At 57.5% G+C, this 16,164-nt stretch carries 13 protein-coding genes and 1 tRNA gene; 10 read left to right on the top strand and 4 right to left on the bottom strand.

Going from position 1 to position 16,164, the window contains the following annotated elements; translation table 11 throughout:
• Positions 1-189: 189 nt before the first annotated feature.
• A complete protein-coding gene (locus tag AC2FLE_RS19960) occupies positions 190-3,066 on the top strand; it encodes an autotransporter family protein (RefSeq protein WP_496699227.1) in 2,877 nt (958 codons plus the stop codon).
• A gap of 660 nt (positions 3,067-3,726) precedes the next feature.
• Here AC2FLE_RS19960 and AC2FLE_RS19955 read toward each other — a convergent pair.
• The 4 genes from AC2FLE_RS19955 to AC2FLE_RS19940 form a co-directional block, all read right to left on the bottom strand.
• A tRNA-Arg gene (locus AC2FLE_RS19955) sits at positions 3,727-3,803 on the bottom strand.
• Positions 3,804-3,867: 64 nt separating this feature from the next.
• Positions 3,868-5,250 carry an ATP-binding protein gene (locus AC2FLE_RS19950; RefSeq protein ID WP_496694402.1) on the bottom strand — a complete coding sequence of 461 codons (1,383 nt, stop codon included), beginning with the start codon at positions 5,248-5,250 and terminating at the stop codon, positions 3,868-3,870.
• An 18-nt stretch (positions 5,251-5,268) separates the two neighbouring features.
• A complete protein-coding gene (locus tag AC2FLE_RS19945; RefSeq protein ID WP_496699225.1) occupies positions 5,269-6,687 on the bottom strand; it encodes a dihydrolipoyl dehydrogenase family protein in 1,419 nt (472 codons plus the stop codon).
• Between the two features lie 2 nt (positions 6,688-6,689).
• Positions 6,690-7,421 (bottom strand): TVP38/TMEM64 family protein, encoded by a 732-nt coding sequence (locus tag AC2FLE_RS19940; protein ID WP_496699223.1) that lies wholly within the window; start codon positions 7,419-7,421, stop codon positions 6,690-6,692.
• A gap of 297 nt (positions 7,422-7,718) precedes the next feature.
• On the opposite strand from AC2FLE_RS19940, the gene rpmH reads away from it, so the two are divergent.
• From rpmH to yihA, 9 genes are all read left to right on the top strand, one after another.
• On the top strand, positions 7,719-7,853 hold the full coding sequence (rpmH, locus tag AC2FLE_RS19935) for a 50S ribosomal protein L34 (RefSeq protein WP_005632162.1): 135 nt from the start codon (positions 7,719-7,721) through the stop codon (positions 7,851-7,853).
• Positions 7,854-7,878: 25 nt separating this feature from the next.
• Positions 7,879-8,304, top strand: coding sequence for a ribonuclease P protein component (rnpA, locus tag AC2FLE_RS19930; protein ID WP_496699220.1), 426 nt, complete (start codon positions 7,879-7,881; stop codon positions 8,302-8,304).
• Entirely contained in the window at positions 8,301-8,537 is a 237-nt protein-coding gene (yidD, locus tag AC2FLE_RS19925) for a membrane protein insertion efficiency factor YidD (RefSeq protein WP_496694398.1), read from the top strand. The genes rnpA and yidD overlap by 4 nt, the downstream gene beginning before the upstream one ends.
• Before the next feature lie 66 nt (positions 8,538-8,603).
• Entirely contained in the window at positions 8,604-10,211 is a 1,608-nt protein-coding gene (locus tag AC2FLE_RS19920) for an acyl-CoA dehydrogenase family protein (protein WP_496699218.1), read from the top strand.
• A 44-nt stretch (positions 10,212-10,255) separates the two neighbouring features.
• Entirely contained in the window at positions 10,256-11,149 is an 894-nt protein-coding gene (ttcA, locus tag AC2FLE_RS19915) for a tRNA 2-thiocytidine(32) synthetase TtcA (RefSeq protein WP_496699216.1), read from the top strand.
• A 73-nt stretch (positions 11,150-11,222) separates the two neighbouring features.
• Positions 11,223-12,767 (top strand): putative bifunctional diguanylate cyclase/phosphodiesterase, encoded by a 1,545-nt coding sequence (locus tag AC2FLE_RS19910; protein ID WP_496699214.1) that lies wholly within the window; start codon positions 11,223-11,225, stop codon positions 12,765-12,767.
• A gap of 123 nt (positions 12,768-12,890) precedes the next feature.
• Complete coding sequence (gene yidC, locus AC2FLE_RS19905) at positions 12,891-14,720, top strand: membrane protein insertase YidC (protein WP_496699212.1); 1,830 nt, start codon at positions 12,891-12,893, stop codon at positions 14,718-14,720.
• On the top strand, positions 14,717-15,454 hold the full coding sequence (locus tag AC2FLE_RS19900) for an MOSC domain-containing protein (protein WP_496699210.1): 738 nt from the start codon (positions 14,717-14,719) through the stop codon (positions 15,452-15,454). Before yidC ends, AC2FLE_RS19900 begins: the two co-directional genes overlap by 4 nt.
• Positions 15,451-16,104: a ribosome biogenesis GTP-binding protein YihA/YsxC gene (yihA, locus tag AC2FLE_RS19895; protein WP_496699208.1), complete on the top strand. Its 654-nt coding sequence runs from the start codon at positions 15,451-15,453 to the stop codon at positions 16,102-16,104. The genes AC2FLE_RS19900 and yihA overlap by 4 nt, the downstream gene beginning before the upstream one ends.
• The last annotated feature ends 60 nt before the right edge of the window (positions 16,105-16,164 follow it).

Raw genomic sequence — 16,164 nt, 5'->3', positions numbered from 1 at the left:
AGCGCCGTCAAGTCGCCACATTGTGTTGCAGTTTTCCTACGAATTTCCAACAGCAATAGGTCATCCTGTGCAATGGAAAATTGGTAGATTGCATACATGTTAACGATTTATTAACGGTTCGTAAGCGGAGCCGATTGCAAAAACGCGACGAGTTTCGAGAAAAAACAAGATAATCTAACGGGATAGTAAATGACTAATAATGAGTCGAGGGCGAACGCCCCCAAGCTCCGTGGGGGGCGTATTTTCAAGTGGAAAGGCCAAATTGTCAGCGCGGCTCCAGCGGCGTTGCTGGCGCAAGTATCAATGGTTGCCCTGATGGCCGGGGACGTACATGCGGATACGATCTCGAATGTGGTGACGACACCTCAGGTTTTCTCGACCGATGCGGATCACAAAGTAACGGCAAGCGGCGCGATCGAGATAACTTCTTCCACCGCTGCAGCTTTGACGATCACGACCGATTACTCAAGCACGTTCACGAATAACGGGACAATCTCGGTCACGGCAACGGATACCGATACTGCGACGGCACTTTTGCTGGACGGAAATTTGCAGCAATCCGGTGCTTTGGTGAACAATGGCACCATTTCTGTAGATGTCACCGGGTCTGATCCTCAGGATATCTATGGCTTGCTGGTGAACGGTGACGCCGACGGGGTAATCCAAAACACCGGAACGATTGATGTCGACGTGTTGTCCACGGATGGCGATATCGAGGCCTGGGGTATCTACGTTGACGGTGACGTTTCTGAAACAGGTAAGATCGTCAACACCGGGACGATCAAGGTTGATGGGCTGATCACCGACGGAAGCACCGCATCAATCTACGGTATTGCGGTCGACCGCGACGTCGCGGGTGTGATCAGAAACAGCGGCACGATTGATGTCCGCGCCAGATCATTCGCCGATGATTATGCCTATGCCTGGGGCATTTACGTGCAAAGTGACCTGGAAGAAACCGGTCAGATCGTGAACTCGGGAACAATCAAATCGGTTGCCATATCGACCAGTGACAGTACCGCGTCTGCCTTTGGGATCGAAGTCAATGGCAATGCAGACGGTGTGATCCGCAATACCGGCACATTGGAGGTTCTGGCCTCTGCCCCGTCGACCTATGAGGCGATTGCCTATGGAATTTTGGTCGATCGTGACCTGTCCGGTCAGATCGATAACAGCGGTACCATCGAGGTAACCGCAATCGGTGTTGAATCCGACGCTTCTGCTTTCGGCATTTACGTCGATGATGACGTATTGTCCGGCGCGTCCGTACATAACAGCGGTACAATTGAGGCCTTTGCCAGCGCGGATACCGATGACGTAGCATATGCGGGCGGGCTTTACCTTGAGGACCTTGTTGACGGGATCGTGGTAAACTCGGGCACGATTACGGCCACTGCTTTGTCTCTCAACACCGCGGACGAGGCGACCGCGACGGGCATTTATGCCGGGGATGACGTTTCCGGTGCAATTCGTAACTCGGGCACTATGACGCTTTTCGCAGAAGCTGCCGAAGATTCTGCAGAAGCCTCGGGGTTTTATCTTACCGATGACCTAAGCGGCTCTCTGGCAAACTCGGGTGAGATTACAGCGACTGCGATTTCGCATGACACCTCTGCCGAGGCCTATGGGATTTATGTTGATGAAATCGTAACCGGTGACATCAAGAACACCGGAAGCATCACCGTCACCGCCAATGGTGCGCAACAGAATGGTGGGCCACCGCCAAACGCATCCGAGGCATTCGGCGTGTACGCCGGCGACATGCAGGGAACGTTTTCGAACACGGGCCCGATTACCGTGCACGCGACCGGCAGTTCCGGCACCCGTGCAGCCGGTATTCAGTTCGACAATTTCGACGGAACGATTCATGATCTGGGGACCATCAGGGTTTCGGGGAATGATGAGGTCTACGCCGTCTACCTTGGAACCGGCACGGGGACGCTGAATGTCGATACAATGGACGACGTTGAGGGTCTGATCCGCGTTCAGGACCATGACGTGAACCTAGAAGCCAAAGGCGGCAGTGGCGTGTTTGCGTTCGAAGATGCCGCGCCGGGTACGGGTACCTTCAAGACCACCGTGTCTGACGGGCAATCCGCTTGGTTCGTGCAGGACAAGGGCGGCGCGGCCCCGATCTATTCTGTGGTCGACGGCAATGACATTGCACCATCGGGCGATGTCGCGGCCTTCTTCGGCAGCATTGTCGGCGGCAGTGGCAATGCGCTTAGCTATGGTCAGGGACCGCAGGTCGCGCAGGGCGCAACTTTCGCTGGTTTCCGGCCCTTCGCAATGATCGACGCCCAGTATCGAGAGTTCGAGAGCGGCTCGAACGATGACACGGACGTGACGATGTTCAGCGGAAGCGCCGGGTATACGGGGCAAATGGACAACGGAGTGTCTCTGGCTGTTGCCATGGGCGTGTTCACTTCGGATGGTGACAACAGCACCACTGATTTTGACACGAATGGCTTCTATCTTGATGCCGCAGTGGGCCGTCAGTTTGGTGCCTACACGCTGGATGCCGGATTCGGCATTGGTTGGCTCACGACTGATCGTAGCCGGTCGATCTCGGGCAGCTCTGACGCCAAGGCCGACTATAACAGCAGGCTGTTGACCGCGAACATCGGGGTCGAGCGTGCATTCGACGTCAGTGACGATTTCGGTTTGCTTGGTTTTGCCAGCGCCCGTTACACCAACCAAAAGGATGACGGCTATACCGAGACGGGGTCATCTGCGAATGCCACCGTCGGCGATATCACCACCGAAGTTGTCGAGGCCCGTTTGGGGGTTGAGGCATCAAAGGACCTTGAAAACGGCGGTGTTCTCAGCGGTCAGCTTGGCGGCGTGTTGCGGCGCGACCTAGGCAGTTCCGAGGGCGACGTAACCGTCTTCTCTCAGACTGAGTCTCTGGCCTTTGCGTCCACCGACTTTACCGGCGCCAGCGTCGTGGTCGGCTATGAGAAAGATCTCGTTCAGGACATGCGCCTTGAACTGACGGCTGAACAGGAAATCGGCAGCGACGCTCAGGGGCCATTCCTGCGCGCCGGACTTCGCTGGTCGTTCTAGATCTAAAGAGCACTGCGGCACCCAGAGCGGTGCCGCAGAAATCAGCTCCACGCTGAACTATGTCGGGCTATTTGGTGTATAGTGTTGACCCTTTCAAAAGCCTATTTGAGCTTTTCAAGTGGTCGACAATTATCCGAACATTTTTGCGGTTGCCTGAAACCTATTGTGTAACTGTTTCTTGAGCTTGTGTACCCGCCAATGCCTCAAGGAGGGCTGCGCCGCAGCGAAGGGCCGGAATCCGCCTGATTCATTAGAGTAACAACGCGTTCCGGCGCAAAAAGTAACGGCGCAGCCAGCTCCGCCGCACTTGTTTTAGGGCCAGCGGGATTTGGGCAAGCCAAACGCCCTGGCCATCAGGGGGAAAGCGCTGCATTCCCCCTCGGGCAACCCTATTAGACAAAACCGTGTCCTCGGCTGCGCTTGCGGGCCGCACCACCCCTGTCGAATAGCATTGCCTCGCCCCCTTCCGCGTTCGCCACGTGGCAGATCAGCAGGAACAGGCGCCTACGGCGTCTGATCTGCAAATCAGCCCTGATTTTTCCGAAAGGAGGTCAGGATCAACGAAATCGGTTTGGGCGATGGATGGAAGGTGTGAGGCCAGAAAAAGGAAAGGTTCTGTCGCTGGTGGCAGAACTATGTGTCGCCTCACAAGGAAACCAGTGGCGGACCGAGGAGGATTCGAACCCCCGACCCCTTGATTCGTAGTCAAGTACTCTATCCAGCTGAGCTATCGGTCCGCGTTGGTGAGGCGCTATGTAGACCCGGCATTCGGGACGTGCAAGTCGATTCTGTAAAAATAATTCAAAAAGCCCCATCGCCCCGCGGGAGGCGAATTTCAAAGGTGGTACCTGTTGACCCTGTCTCGGTCAGAACAAGATCACCCCCATGGCCCCGCAACAGTTCCTGTGAGATCGCCAAGCCCAGACCCGACCCGCCTTTGCGGACGCCACCCTGAAAGGGTGTGAACAGATTTTCACGCGCTTTGGCCGGCAGGCCCGGCCCTGTGTCGCTGATCTGAATACACCAGTTGGCGTCCTGCTCTTGCCCGGACAGGGTGATCCGACCGGGCTTTCCTGATGCAACCAGCGCCTGACGGGCATTTCGAACGAGGTTCATCATGACACGGAAAATCTGTTCAGGATCAGCTCGTACGACCAACTCTTCCGACACATCATTGATGATCTCGACACAGGCATCGGCAACGGCAAGTTTCTCGCTAGCAACCACATCCTCGGCCACAGTGCGGAGCGGAACCAGTGTAAGCGACGGTGCAGGTTCTTCAGCGCGGCCAAATGCCAAGGTGCTTTCGCACAGGGTTACCGCTCGGGTGATCGAGTTCACCAGCTTAGGGGCCATGCGACGCACCAACGGGTCTTCGCTGGATTCGATCCGGTCGGTAAACAGCTGGGCCGAGGTCAGGATGTTGCGCAGATCGTGGCTCACCTTGGCCACAGCCCCGCCCAGCTGCGCCAGACGCTCGCGCTGTTTCAGGGCCTGGGTCAGTTCGGTTTGCAACTGTTTCAGCGCCTCTTCGGCCTCGCGCAGCTCGGTCACTTTGGAATCCGGTGAGATGATTCCACGGGCATCTTCGGGGGCGCTGGCATAGCGCTGCATATATCCGACAACGCTTTTGATGGGCTTTACCAGAACCACCCGAACCGCAAGAAACAGGAAAAAAGCCGTGATGATCGAAATCACAAATGACAGGCCCAGAATGCGTAACCCATAATCCGTCATCGCCATACGCAAAGGCATGCTGTCAGTCGTCACCTCAATCAGCAGACCTGCGCCTTTCACAGGCTCGCCAATAACACGGATGACTTCATTTTCCGGCGTGAACAACCGCACGACAGCATCCCGGATCAAAACCCATGGTCGCGCGTCACGCAGGTCATAGGTCTTGCTGATCTGCCCTGGAATAGGAGAGGACAGCATCAACTGGCGCATCTCGTCTCGCCGCAGAACCACGTTATAGACGCCCGCATTGGCCAGCAGTTCAGCCTCAAGGTCCTCGGCCAGCATATCATCGGCCAACAAAGCGAGCGAGGCGATCTGAGCGCGCTCCAGCCGGTTCAGCAGGAAATCTTCGCGGAATCGCGCAATCGAAGGGACAAAAATCAGAACCTCGGCCAACATCACGAAGACCGTCGTCAGGATCAGAAATCGGCCTGACAGCGAGTTCACATTGCTCTCCCTTCCAGGTCAGGGCATCCAGCGCTGGACGAACCTGACCACACGTTTAACCGTTTGATTCTCAAACAGCCTTGGTGAGAAATAAGCGCCAGCCACCCGTTTGTTAAGCTCTCCAATCGTCGGATAGGGCGAAACCATGGCGGCAACCTGCCCCATCTTCAGATTATTGGCCAGCGCCAGCGACCACAAGCTGATCAGCTCACCCGCCTGATGGCCAACAATTGTGGCACCTACAGGTCGGCCTTTGACGACCATGACCTTGATGAAACCATTCGTTTTACGCTCGGAAATGGCGCGGTCGTTGTGGTGATAGTCAAACCGCGCAATTTCCATCTTATCGCCATGCTCGGCGCGCGCCTGCACCTCGGTCAGGCCAACCTGCGCCAGCTCGGGGTCGGTGTAGGTCGCCCAGGGGATATGTGCGGTTTTCGCCTTGGAGGGCAGCCCAAACAGCGCCGAACGAATGATAATCCCCGCGTGATAGCCCGCCACATGAGTGAATTGCAGCCCACCCGCGACATCTCCGATCGCATAGACCCTGCGGTTTGTAGTGCGCAGAGAGGCATCCACCTTGATGCCGGATCGCGTTGGCTCAATTCCGGCGGCGGCAAGATCAAGACGTTCGATATTGGCTTTCCGCCCCGCACCCAGCAGCAGGTGCGTGCCCGAGAAGATTTCCCCATTCTCTGTCACGACCTCAACCGCGCCATTTGTACTGCGAATCTGTGCCGCCATCGCCCGTTCATGGATCTCGACGCCTTCAGCGCGCAGGCTGTCCAGCACGACCTCTGCCGCCTCGGGATCATCCTTGCCCAACGCCTTCTGCCCTTCGATGACTGTGACCTTGCAACCGAGCCGAATATGCGCCTGCGCCATCTCCATACCGATGGGGCCGCCGCCGATGATCAGCAGATGATCGGGCTTGTCGCGCAAGTCGAAGACGGTCTCGTTGGTATAATACGGCACCTTGTCCAAACCGGGTATCGGCGGGACCAAGGGGGATGAACCTGTTGCAATCACAACCCGCCGCGCGGTGATCAGGTGATCCCCCGCCTGAACCTGTGTCGGAGAGACGAAGCTGCCAAATTCCCGGATTACCTTGACACCAAAGCTTTCGAACCGCTCTTGGCTGTCCATCGGCTCGATCTGCGCAATCACATCATGCACGTGGTCCTTGGCGGCGGCGTAATCCACCTGTGGCACCACATCCGCCACACCCAGCGCCGAGGCATGCGCCTGCCCATAGGCGGCCTTGCCGCTGGCAATCAGGGCCTTGGACGGGACGCAGCCGAAATTCAGACAATCCCCGCCCATCTTGTGACCTTCCAGCAGGATCACATCCGCACCCATCTGGCTCGCCCCCGCGGCGACCGACAGCCCACCTGACCCGGCCCCGATCACCAGGATATCGGATTTCAGTTCTTGCATGATCAGCTGTCCTTTTGGCCGCGCAGCGTTTTGATCAGAATGGGCAGAGCCGCCAGCACGCACAAGCCAACAATCGGGCCGATAACGAAGGGCTCCCACAGCAGTGAGACGTCCGGCGTCTCACCCCGGTCGAACACTCCGCCCAGCCCGACGCCAATCCAAGTATAGACGATACCGCCGGGAATGATGCCCAGCGCCGTGGTGAACAGAAAGTTGCGGAACTTCACCCCCACCAGCGCCGGCACCAGATTGGCCACAAAGAACGGAACCACCGGGACAAGGCGCAGCAGGAACAGGACCGAGATCTCATTCTCGCGCAGGCCGTCCTTCAGCTTTTTGATCGTGCCTTCCGAGGCCTCAAGACGCGCCGTCAAGGACGCCCCCAACCCCCAGCGCGCCGCCAGAAAGATCACCGAGGCGCCGATGGTTGCTGCAAAAATGTTGAAGACCGTGCCTGCGAAAAGGCCAAACAGGAACCCTCCGGTCATCGAGGCCACCGCTGCGCCAGGCAGCGAAAAGGCTACGATGGTAATGTAGATCGCGATGAACGCGCCTGCCATTGCCCAGTAATTGGCGTCCCGCCAGCCCAAAAGGGCCTCTCGATTGTCGCGCAGGGTCTCAAAAGTCAGGTAATCACCCAGAGTAAAGAACCCCACAGCGGCGACGGAAAGAATCACCAGCAAAGGAATATGTTGCGCAAGCCCGCTGCGCGGGGCCTGAGTTGTATCGCTCATGGGGTTGTCCGGTTTTATACGTTTCATTCTGGCCCCAACATGCGACGTCGCGCCTCTGTGCAACAGGGGGTCTCACGTTGCCTTGATCTTCTCGACAGTGAATGTGAGGGTTTCGTGCCGCAAATCCGCGTTTTTGAAATCTTTCGCCCCGCCGGATTACAGAATTGTTGCAAAAGGCGGCAAAACCCCCACCAAGGGGTTTGACTTACCCCCCGCTTGGCAGTAGAGGACGGGCTTCGAACACCACGGGCAGGCGAATCCGCGCTGCACCCGACCGAATAGATTGGAGACGGAGCGATGAAACGCACCTATCAGCCTTCGAACCTGGTTCGCAAACGCCGCCACGGTTTCCGCGCGCGCATGGCCACCAAGGCCGGCCGCAAGATCCTGAACTCGCGCCGCGCACGTGGCCGCAAGTCGCTGAGCGCATAAACCGCTCACCGATCAGGTTATGAACATGACGCCGCCGGAGGCCCCTGAGGATGGTAAGAACCAACCTGGGGATACGCCCCCGGCGGCGTCCGTTTGCGCATCCGAAACTTTGACCATTCTCAGGAAACGATCCGAATTCCTGAACGCTGCGCGTGCGCGTCGGCAGGGCACATCATCAATGATGGTGCAGGCGCGCAAACGCGCCGAGGGCGAGGCGGACGGGATTCGCGTCGGTTTCACCTGTTCCAAAAAGGTCGGCAATGCCGTGGCTCGCAACCGGGCCAAGCGACGCCTGCGCGAAGCTGCGCGCGCGGTACTGCCTGAGAAGGGGCAGGACGGCTGGGATTACGTGCTGATCGGTCGCGCCGATGTCACAGACGGACGCCCCTATGCGGCGCTGCTGGATGATTTGCGCTATGCTCTGCGTAAAGTCCATGCTGCGCGGAAATGACATTGCTCTCGCATATCCTTGCCTTACCCATTCGGGCGTACCGGTTGCTGTTCAGCCCTTGGGTCGGGTTCAACTGCCGCTATCAGCCTACATGCTCGGCCTATGCGTTGGAGGCACTGGAAAAACACGGTGCCATCAAAGGCACATGGCTGGCCGCGCGACGGATTGGGCGCTGCCACCCTTTGGGTGGTGACGGGTATGATCCGGTTCCGGACCGTGAAGATCACTCCTGACCCGTCGTCGGACTTGACCGGAGCGCACCTTCGCTGAACAGTTGTGCTGTTCAATTCGAGGGCCAGATGACATCTGACGCGCGCCATTCCCTACCCACGCATGACGTTCTGAACCAGCCGCCTGTGCGCGGAGATTTAGACCTTTGGGCCTCTGACCCAGTACTGCAAAATGTGACAGGCGCGCGAAGCTCTATTCTTCGCAACTATGGTGCAGACCTTGGGCGTGCTGCAGTGAGAGACATGGCGCGCGAGGCCAATTTCCACTCCCCAGAACTTGTTCTGTTTGACCAAGGTGGACGCCGCCTGGATGAAGTGCGTTTCACTCATTCATACCATCACCTGATGCAACTCAGTCAATCATCCGGATACGCAGCCGTTGCCTGGTCTGACCTACCGAATGGTCACGCCACCCACGCCGCCATGGTCTACCTTGCCAGTCAGGTCGAACCCGGACATTGCTGCCCGCTGACCATGACTTACGCAGCCGTTCCAGCACTTGCGGCGAATGAAGAGATTGCCTCGATCTGGGTTCCCCGATTGACGGAATGGAACCACGATTCCTCTATCGCTCCTATCGCCTCCAAAAAAAGCGCCACGCTGGGCATGGCGATGACTGAGAAACAGGGCGGCTCGGACATTCGCGCCACTACAACGACGGCCACACGCGACGGAGATCACTGGCGGTTGCGTGGGCATAAATGGTTCTGCTCGGCCCCGATGTCCGACGGTTTCCTGACACTTGCCCAGACCCCCGGCGGTCTGACCTGTTTCCTTGTGCCCCGCTGGCTGGACGGCGAACGCAACGCAATCCACCTGATGCGGCTGAAGAACAAGCTGGGCAATCGGTCCAACGCTTCGGCCGAGATTGAATACCATTATGCGCTGGCCTATCAGCTTGGCGATGAGGGCGCGGGTGTGCGCACAATCCTGGAGATGGTGCAACACACACGGCTCGACACTGCGATGGCCCCGGCAGGTTTGATGCGGGCGGCCCTCAGCGAAGCGCATCACTGGGTCAGCCATCGCAGCGCCTTTCAGCGCCGGTTGATTGACCAACCCCTGATGCGCATCGTTCTGGCCGATCTCGTGCTGGACTGGGAGGGGGCGCTGACACTGGGAATGCGTGTGGCGCAGGCTTTTGACGGTCATACACCCGAGGATAAAGCCTTTTCCCGCATCGCTGTTGCACTCGCCAAATTCCTCAACAACAAACGCTGTCCAGCCGTCGTGGTCGAAGCCATGGAGGTGTTGGGCGGCATGGGCTATGTCGAGGACACCCCCCTGCCCCTGCTCTACCGTGAAGCCCCTTTGAACGGCATCTGGGAAGGTTCGGGCAATGTGATCTGTCTGGATATCCTGCGCACCCTGACCCGCGACCCCTTGGCCGCCCAGGTCCTGCAGGCCGAGCTTGAAGCGGCAATCGGAGTGAACCGCCACTATGATGCGGCGCTGAGGGACCACCGCGCCCGCTGGACCAATATCCCACCCGAAGCCGAGGCGCGCTGGTTTGCGGAGCGCACTGCTTTGCTGCTGACGGCCTCTCAACTGATACGCCAAGCGCCCGGGCCGGTCGCTGATGGATTTGTGGCGTCTCGGTTGACAGGTAACAATGGCCGCATCCCCGGTTCGGTGTCCGGGCTGGACACTGGTGCCCTGCTTGCGCGGTTGGGCTGACCCGCACACTTGCCCGGATACGCCATCTGCTGTAGGGGCAGCGCATGTTTGACGAAGCTGACGATATCCATCCGCTGTTTGCCGGCGCGCCTTCGACCACCGAGTTCAAGAAGCTGCGCAAACGCATCGTTCGCCACACCCGCGAAGCCATCGAACACTATGGCATGGTGGACCCGTCCGCGCATGAGAAAGACGGCAAGCCACCCCGCTGGTTGGTCTGCCTGTCAGGCGGTAAGGACAGCTATACCTTGCTAGCGGTTCTGTACGAGCTGAAATGGCGCAGCCTACTACCGGTCGATCTGCTGGCTTGCAATCTGGATCAGGGCCAGCCGGGTTTTCCCGCTACCGTCCTACCCGAGTTTCTGGAACGCATGGGTGTACCGCACCGCATCGAATATCAGGACACTTACTCGGTCGTCATGGACAAGGTTCCCCAAGGCCGCACCTTTTGCGCGCTATGTTCGCGCCTGCGCCGGGGCAACCTGTATCGCATTGCACGGGAAGAGGGATGCTCGGCCGTAGTGTTGGGCCATCACCGCGACGATATCCTTGAGACGTTCTTTATGAACATGTTCCACGGCGGCCGTCTGGCGACGATGCCGCCGAAGCTGGTCAACGAAGAGGGTGATCTGTTCGTCTTTCGCCCGCTGGCCCATGTCGCCGAAGCGGATTGCGAGAAGTTCGCCAATGCGATGAACTATCCGATCATCCCCTGTGACCTGTGCGGCAGCCAGGACGGCTTGCAGCGCCAACAGGTCAAACAGATTCTCGACCAATGGGAAAAGAACAGCCCCGGACGTCGGCAAGTGATGTTCCGCGCCTTAACAAATGCGCGCCCATCGCACCTTTTGGACCCGAAATTATTTGATTTTGTTAATCTTTCCATCAATTCGAGCGAAAAAACTGAAAAAACGGATGATATTCCACAGCTGCGTTAACGAGTGACTCAGACTGATTTTCTACGGTTTGACCTGAGCGCAAGATGCTCAGGGTAAAGGCGAAGACGAACCGATGAGGAAATCTGTTTCCGTTGATCAATTTCTCGATACTCTCACCACGTATCTGAGTGGCCCGCCGGTGCTGGCCTTTGCTCCCGCCATTTCGCTTGCGGCTTTCTGGATCGGTGGAGAACGTGCGCTTGTCGTTGTGGCACTGAGCCTACCGTTGCTGATCGTCGCCTTCGCCTCAATCAGACGCACGCAAACTGCACGCAACTCTCCACTGCACCAACACGGAAGACTCACGCCAACGGATAAGTTTGCCGCCGAACTTGAAAATTTCTTTGACCGTACCGATCACGATAACATGGGATCGGCTTGTATGATTATAGCCTTAGACGGGTTCACAGAATTTGTTGACCTGCACGGAAATGCGGCCGCGACCCATCTGTCCAGCCAATTTTGTGACCGCATCTTCTCGGTCATTCGAACCGGCGATATTGCGACACGATTAGACGAGTGCAGAATAGCCATCGGCCTGCGCCCGTCACAGCATCTCGATCTCGAAGCCTGCATTCAGATGTCGGGCCGCATCCAATCCGCCGTTGAAGAGCCGATCACCCTAAACGGCACCACTGCCTATGTCTCGTGTTCAATCGGTTTTTGCCTGCAATCCGCAGTTCGCGGATCCGGGTTTGAAAATTGGATTGATGCCGCATCTGCTGCGCTATGCGAAGCTCAGCGTAATGGGCCCTCAACGATCCGCGCCTTTTCAAACGAAACCCGCCGTCGATCCAATATCAGGGCCAACCTTCGCAAAGAGTTCGAGGCTGCGCTGGACAACGGACAAATCCGCCCCTGGTTTCAGCCTCAGGTTTCCACAGACACAGGGCGGGTTACGGGGTTTGAAGCCCTGGCCCGCTGGGAGCACCCGCAAAAAGGCATCTTGAACCCACAGATATTTCTGCCTTTTGCCGAACAGGCCGAGCTGATGGAGAGGCTTGGCCAGACGATGCGGCATCATGCATTTTCCGCGATGTGCTGCTGGGACCGGAACGGGATTCACGTCCCACGAATCGGAATCAACTTTTCTTCGGACGAGCTACGAGACCCCGCTCTGCTGGACCGATTGAAATGGGAACTGGACCAGAACGACCTGACGCCCGACCGACTGGCTGTCGAAATTCTGGAAACCGTGTTTTCGCGGCGTCCGGACGATGTGATTACCCGCAACGTAACCAGCCTTGCAGCACTTGGCTGTTGTATCGATCTGGATGATTTCGGCACTGGACATGCCTCGATCGCCTCGATCAAACGGTTTGATGTGACGCGGATCAAGATAGACCGAACTTTTGTGGCCAAGGCGGACAGTGATGCATCGCAACAACAATTGGTCAGCGCAATTCTGACTATGGCCGAAAGGTTGAATGTGGAAACACTCGCCGAGGGTGTTGAAACCACCGGTGAGCACGCGTTGATGGCACAGCTTGGTTGTGACCACGTTCAAGGCTTTGGCATTGGCAAGCCCATGCCGTTCGAAAAGACCATGGATTGGATCTCGGCCCATCAGAACAAAGTCAAAGGCATTCCCAAGATTGGACGGCAAGCGGGTTCCTGATCGCAGGTTTTCACCACAAAAGCCCAATCTGGAACCATAAGGCGGGCGAATCCGCTTGACCTTTGGGGCTGCACTCTGTTGAACCCACCGGGTGTGTTTCACTGCTTAAGGTGGCTGTCCCAGATGGACGATCAGAACAAGAATCTCATCCTCGCAACCGCGCTCAGCTTTGTCGTGATCCTGGTTTGGTTCGTGCTGTTTCCACCGCCCGAGCAAACCACCATTACTGATCATGCTGAAATCAGCGCCATCGAAAGCGATGAGGTTCAGACCCCCAGCGCCTCGAGCGCGGGCACCGTAGGCGAAGCCACGGCGAGCGCAGAAGAAACGCTGCCCGGGTCCGAGGCCGCGCGGATCAAGATCGACACGCCCCGCCTTGAGGGCAGCCTGTCGTTGTCCGGTGGCCGCATCGATGAATTGTACCTGAAGGATTATAAAGTCTCGATCCAGGACGACGCACCGATTGTCGAACTGTTCTCTCCGGTCGGATCTGAATCTGCATATTATGCGCTCTACGGATGGGCGCCTGGCGCTGGTGTCACCGGCACGGACGTACCCGGGCCGAACACGGTCTGGATGGTCGAAAATGGTGAAACACTTGGGGTGAACGCCCCAGTTACGTTGAAGTGGGAGAATGGCAATGGCCTGACCTTCCGCCGTACCATCTCGGTAGACGAGAACTATATGTTCGAAGTCACACAAGCGGTGGAAAACAACACACAAGCCGAGGTCGGCATGGCGCCATATGGCATCCTCGCCCGCCATGGCATCGGCGAAGATGGCGACCTGCCCGGACTGAAGAATTTCTTCATCCTGCATGAAGGCGTGATGGTCATGGCCGACGGTGTTCTGGATGAAATCGACTACGGCGATGTGCGCGACTTTGACATTGATCCGAACGAACGGGCGCAAGCCGAGGTCTTTCAGGTCAAAGACGGTGGCTGGGTCGGCTTTACTGATCACTATTGGATGACCACCCTGATCCCGGCTGAGGGCACGACCTTCAAGGCAGCAGCCAAATACGATGCCCGTCGCAAGATCTATCAGACGGAAACTGTACTGCCGACATTGCTTGTCGCACCTGGGGCTACTGAAGAGGTCACAACCCAGCTGTTTGCCGGTGCCAAGGAATGGGAAACCATTCGTGAATATCAGGCCGAAGGCGTTCAAAAGTTCATCGACAGCATCGACTGGGGCTGGTTCTATTTCCTGACCAAGCCAATCTTCTGGCTGCTGCACAACATTAACGCCCAGATCGGCAACATGGGCTGGTCGATCATCGGCCTGACCCTGATCATCAAGGCGATCTTGTTCCCGCTGGCGTTCAAGTCCTATGTCTCGATGGCGAAGATGAAGGAACTGCAGCCGCAGATGGAGGCCCTGAAAGAGGCCGCTGGTGACGATCGTCAGAAAATGCAGCAAGGTATGATGGAACTGTACAAGAAGGAAAAGGTTAACCCCGCCGCGGGCTGTTTGCCGATCCTGATGCAGATCCCGATCTTCTTCTCGCTGTATAAGGTGATCTTTGTCACCATCGAACTGCGTCAAGCACCATGGTTTGGCCCGTTTCAGGATCTCAGCGCACCGGATCCAACGTCAATCATGAACTTCTTCGGCTGGCTGCCTTGGGCCGGGCCGCAACCTGACACCCTTATGGCGCTGATCTTCATCGGCATCCTGCCACTGTTGCTGGGGATTTCGATGTGGCTGCAGCAAAAGCTGAACCCGGCACCAACAGACGCGACACAGGCAATGATCTTTGCCTGGATGCCCTGGGTCTTCATGTTCATGCTCGGTGGGTTTGCCAGCGGCCTTGTGGTGTACTGGATCGCGAACAACACGATCACCTTTACCCAACAGTATCTGATCATGCGCAGCCAGGGTTATAAACCGGATGTATTTGGCAACATCAAATCCGGTTTCAAGCGCGCCGCTAAGACGGATGACAAATGACGGCTGAAGTCAACCATATTTGGCGGCATCCTATGAAAAGCCACGGCCACGAAGCCGTGCAGACCGTGACAGTGACCCCCGGGCAGACAATGCCCGGGGATCGCGTTTGGGCAGTTGCGCACGAAGCGTCAAAAGCCGATGGCACGAAATGGGTACCCTGCGTCAATTTCAGCCGAGGGTCAAAAGCCCCAAACCTGATGGCCATTTCCGCCAATCTGGACGCGAATCTGCTGACCCTGACCCATCCCGATCGCCCCGATCTAACCTTTGACCCGGATCGGGAACAGGACGTTTTTCTGGATTGGGTGCGCCCACTGATGCCCTCGGACAGGGCGGCATCTGCCCGGATCGTTCGGATACCAGGGCGTGGGATGACAGACAGCGATTTCCCGTCAATCAGTCTGTGCAACATGGCCTCTCACCGGGCGGTTGAACAAAAACTGGGGCAAGACCTGTCAATCAAACGCTGGCGCGGTAACATCTGGTTCGATGGCCTGCCCCTGTGGGAAGAATTCGACTGGCTCGACCACGAGTTGCAAATCGGTGAGGCCGTGTTCCGTGTCCGCGAGCGGATTGTGCGCTGTTTGGCGACCACTGCGAACCCGGATACCGGCGACCGCGATGCCGACACTTTGGGCGCGCTGAACAGCTGGGGCCATCAGGATTTCGGCATCTATACCGAAGTGGTTCGCGGCGGGGTAATCTCGGTCGGTGACAAGGTGATACCGTTATGAGCACCCTACCCTTCCCTCTGGCCCAAGATCCCGATGAATTCTCGTTGGAGCGCGGGCGCAAGCTGTTTGCGGGCCCGTCCGAGTTTGTCAAAGGTGTCGTCGCCATGAGTGGGCTGCCCGACCCTGACCGGCTTGAGGTCTGCTTTGCGGGCCGCTCCAATGTTGGCAAGTCCAGCCTGATCAACGCGCTGACCGGCACCAAGGGGCTGGCGCGTGCATCGAACACGCCGGGCCGCACGCAGGAAATCAACTTTTTCACCCAGGGCCCAGAGCTATATCTGGTCGACCTTCCCGGCTATGGCTATGCCAATGCGCCGGTTCAGGTGGTGGAAAAGTGGCAGCGGTTGCTGAAACAATATCTCAGTGGCCGACAGACCCTGCGCCGGGCCTTTGTCCTGGTTGACGCGCGCCATGGGGTAAAGCCTGTTGATGCCGAGATTATGAAGCTGCTGGACACCAGTGCCGTAACCTTTCAATGCGTGCTGACCAAGGCAGACAAGGTCAAGGCCAATGAACGCGAAAAGGTTCTGAACCAGGTCCGCTCGGCCCTGTCAAAACACCCCGCCGCTTTCCCCGAAATCGTGCTGACGTCGTCCGAAAAAGGGGATGGTATCCCAACGTTGCGCTCGATCATCACGCATCTGGAATAGCTTGGCCCTTGGCAGCACCTTTCAAAGGCCCTAACACGGTGGGCCAGAGGGACCTTAGCC

The sequence above is a fragment of the Ruegeria sp. CDSA077 genome (assembly GCF_059612265.1).
The sequence above is the reverse complement of the archived record's forward strand: the minus strand, read 5'-3'. Positions and strand labels throughout refer to the sequence as shown.

What these genes read in the sequence shown, in the direction of transcription:
- yihA (WP_496699208.1), top strand. Translation starts at nt 15,451, where the DNA reads ATGAGCACCCTACCCTTCCCTCTGGCCCAAGATCCCGATGAATTCTCG.
- AC2FLE_RS19900 (WP_496699210.1), top strand. Translation starts at nt 14,717, where the DNA reads ATGACGGCTGAAGTCAACCATATTTGGCGGCATCCTATGAAAAGCCAC.
- AC2FLE_RS19920 (WP_496699218.1), top strand. Translation starts at nt 8,604, where the DNA reads ATGACATCTGACGCGCGCCATTCCCTACCCACGCATGACGTTCTGAAC.
- rpmH (WP_005632162.1), top strand. Translation starts at nt 7,719, where the DNA reads ATGAAACGCACCTATCAGCCTTCGAACCTGGTTCGCAAACGCCGCCAC.
- yidC (WP_496699212.1), top strand. Translation starts at nt 12,891, where the DNA reads ATGGACGATCAGAACAAGAATCTCATCCTCGCAACCGCGCTCAGCTTT.
- AC2FLE_RS19910 (WP_496699214.1), top strand. Translation starts at nt 11,223, where the DNA reads ATGAGGAAATCTGTTTCCGTTGATCAATTTCTCGATACTCTCACCACG.
- AC2FLE_RS19960 (WP_496699227.1), top strand. Translation starts at nt 190, where the DNA reads ATGACTAATAATGAGTCGAGGGCGAACGCCCCCAAGCTCCGTGGGGGG.
- AC2FLE_RS19945 (WP_496699225.1), bottom strand. Translation starts at nt 6,687, where the DNA reads ATGCAAGAACTGAAATCCGATATCCTGGTGATCGGGGCCGGGTCAGGT.
- ttcA (WP_496699216.1), top strand. Translation starts at nt 10,256, where the DNA reads ATGTTTGACGAAGCTGACGATATCCATCCGCTGTTTGCCGGCGCGCCT.
- yidD (WP_496694398.1), top strand. Translation starts at nt 8,301, where the DNA reads ATGACATTGCTCTCGCATATCCTTGCCTTACCCATTCGGGCGTACCGG.
- rnpA (WP_496699220.1), top strand. Translation starts at nt 7,879, where the DNA reads ATGACGCCGCCGGAGGCCCCTGAGGATGGTAAGAACCAACCTGGGGAT.
- AC2FLE_RS19940 (WP_496699223.1), bottom strand. Translation starts at nt 7,421, where the DNA reads ATGAGCGATACAACTCAGGCCCCGCGCAGCGGGCTTGCGCAACATATT.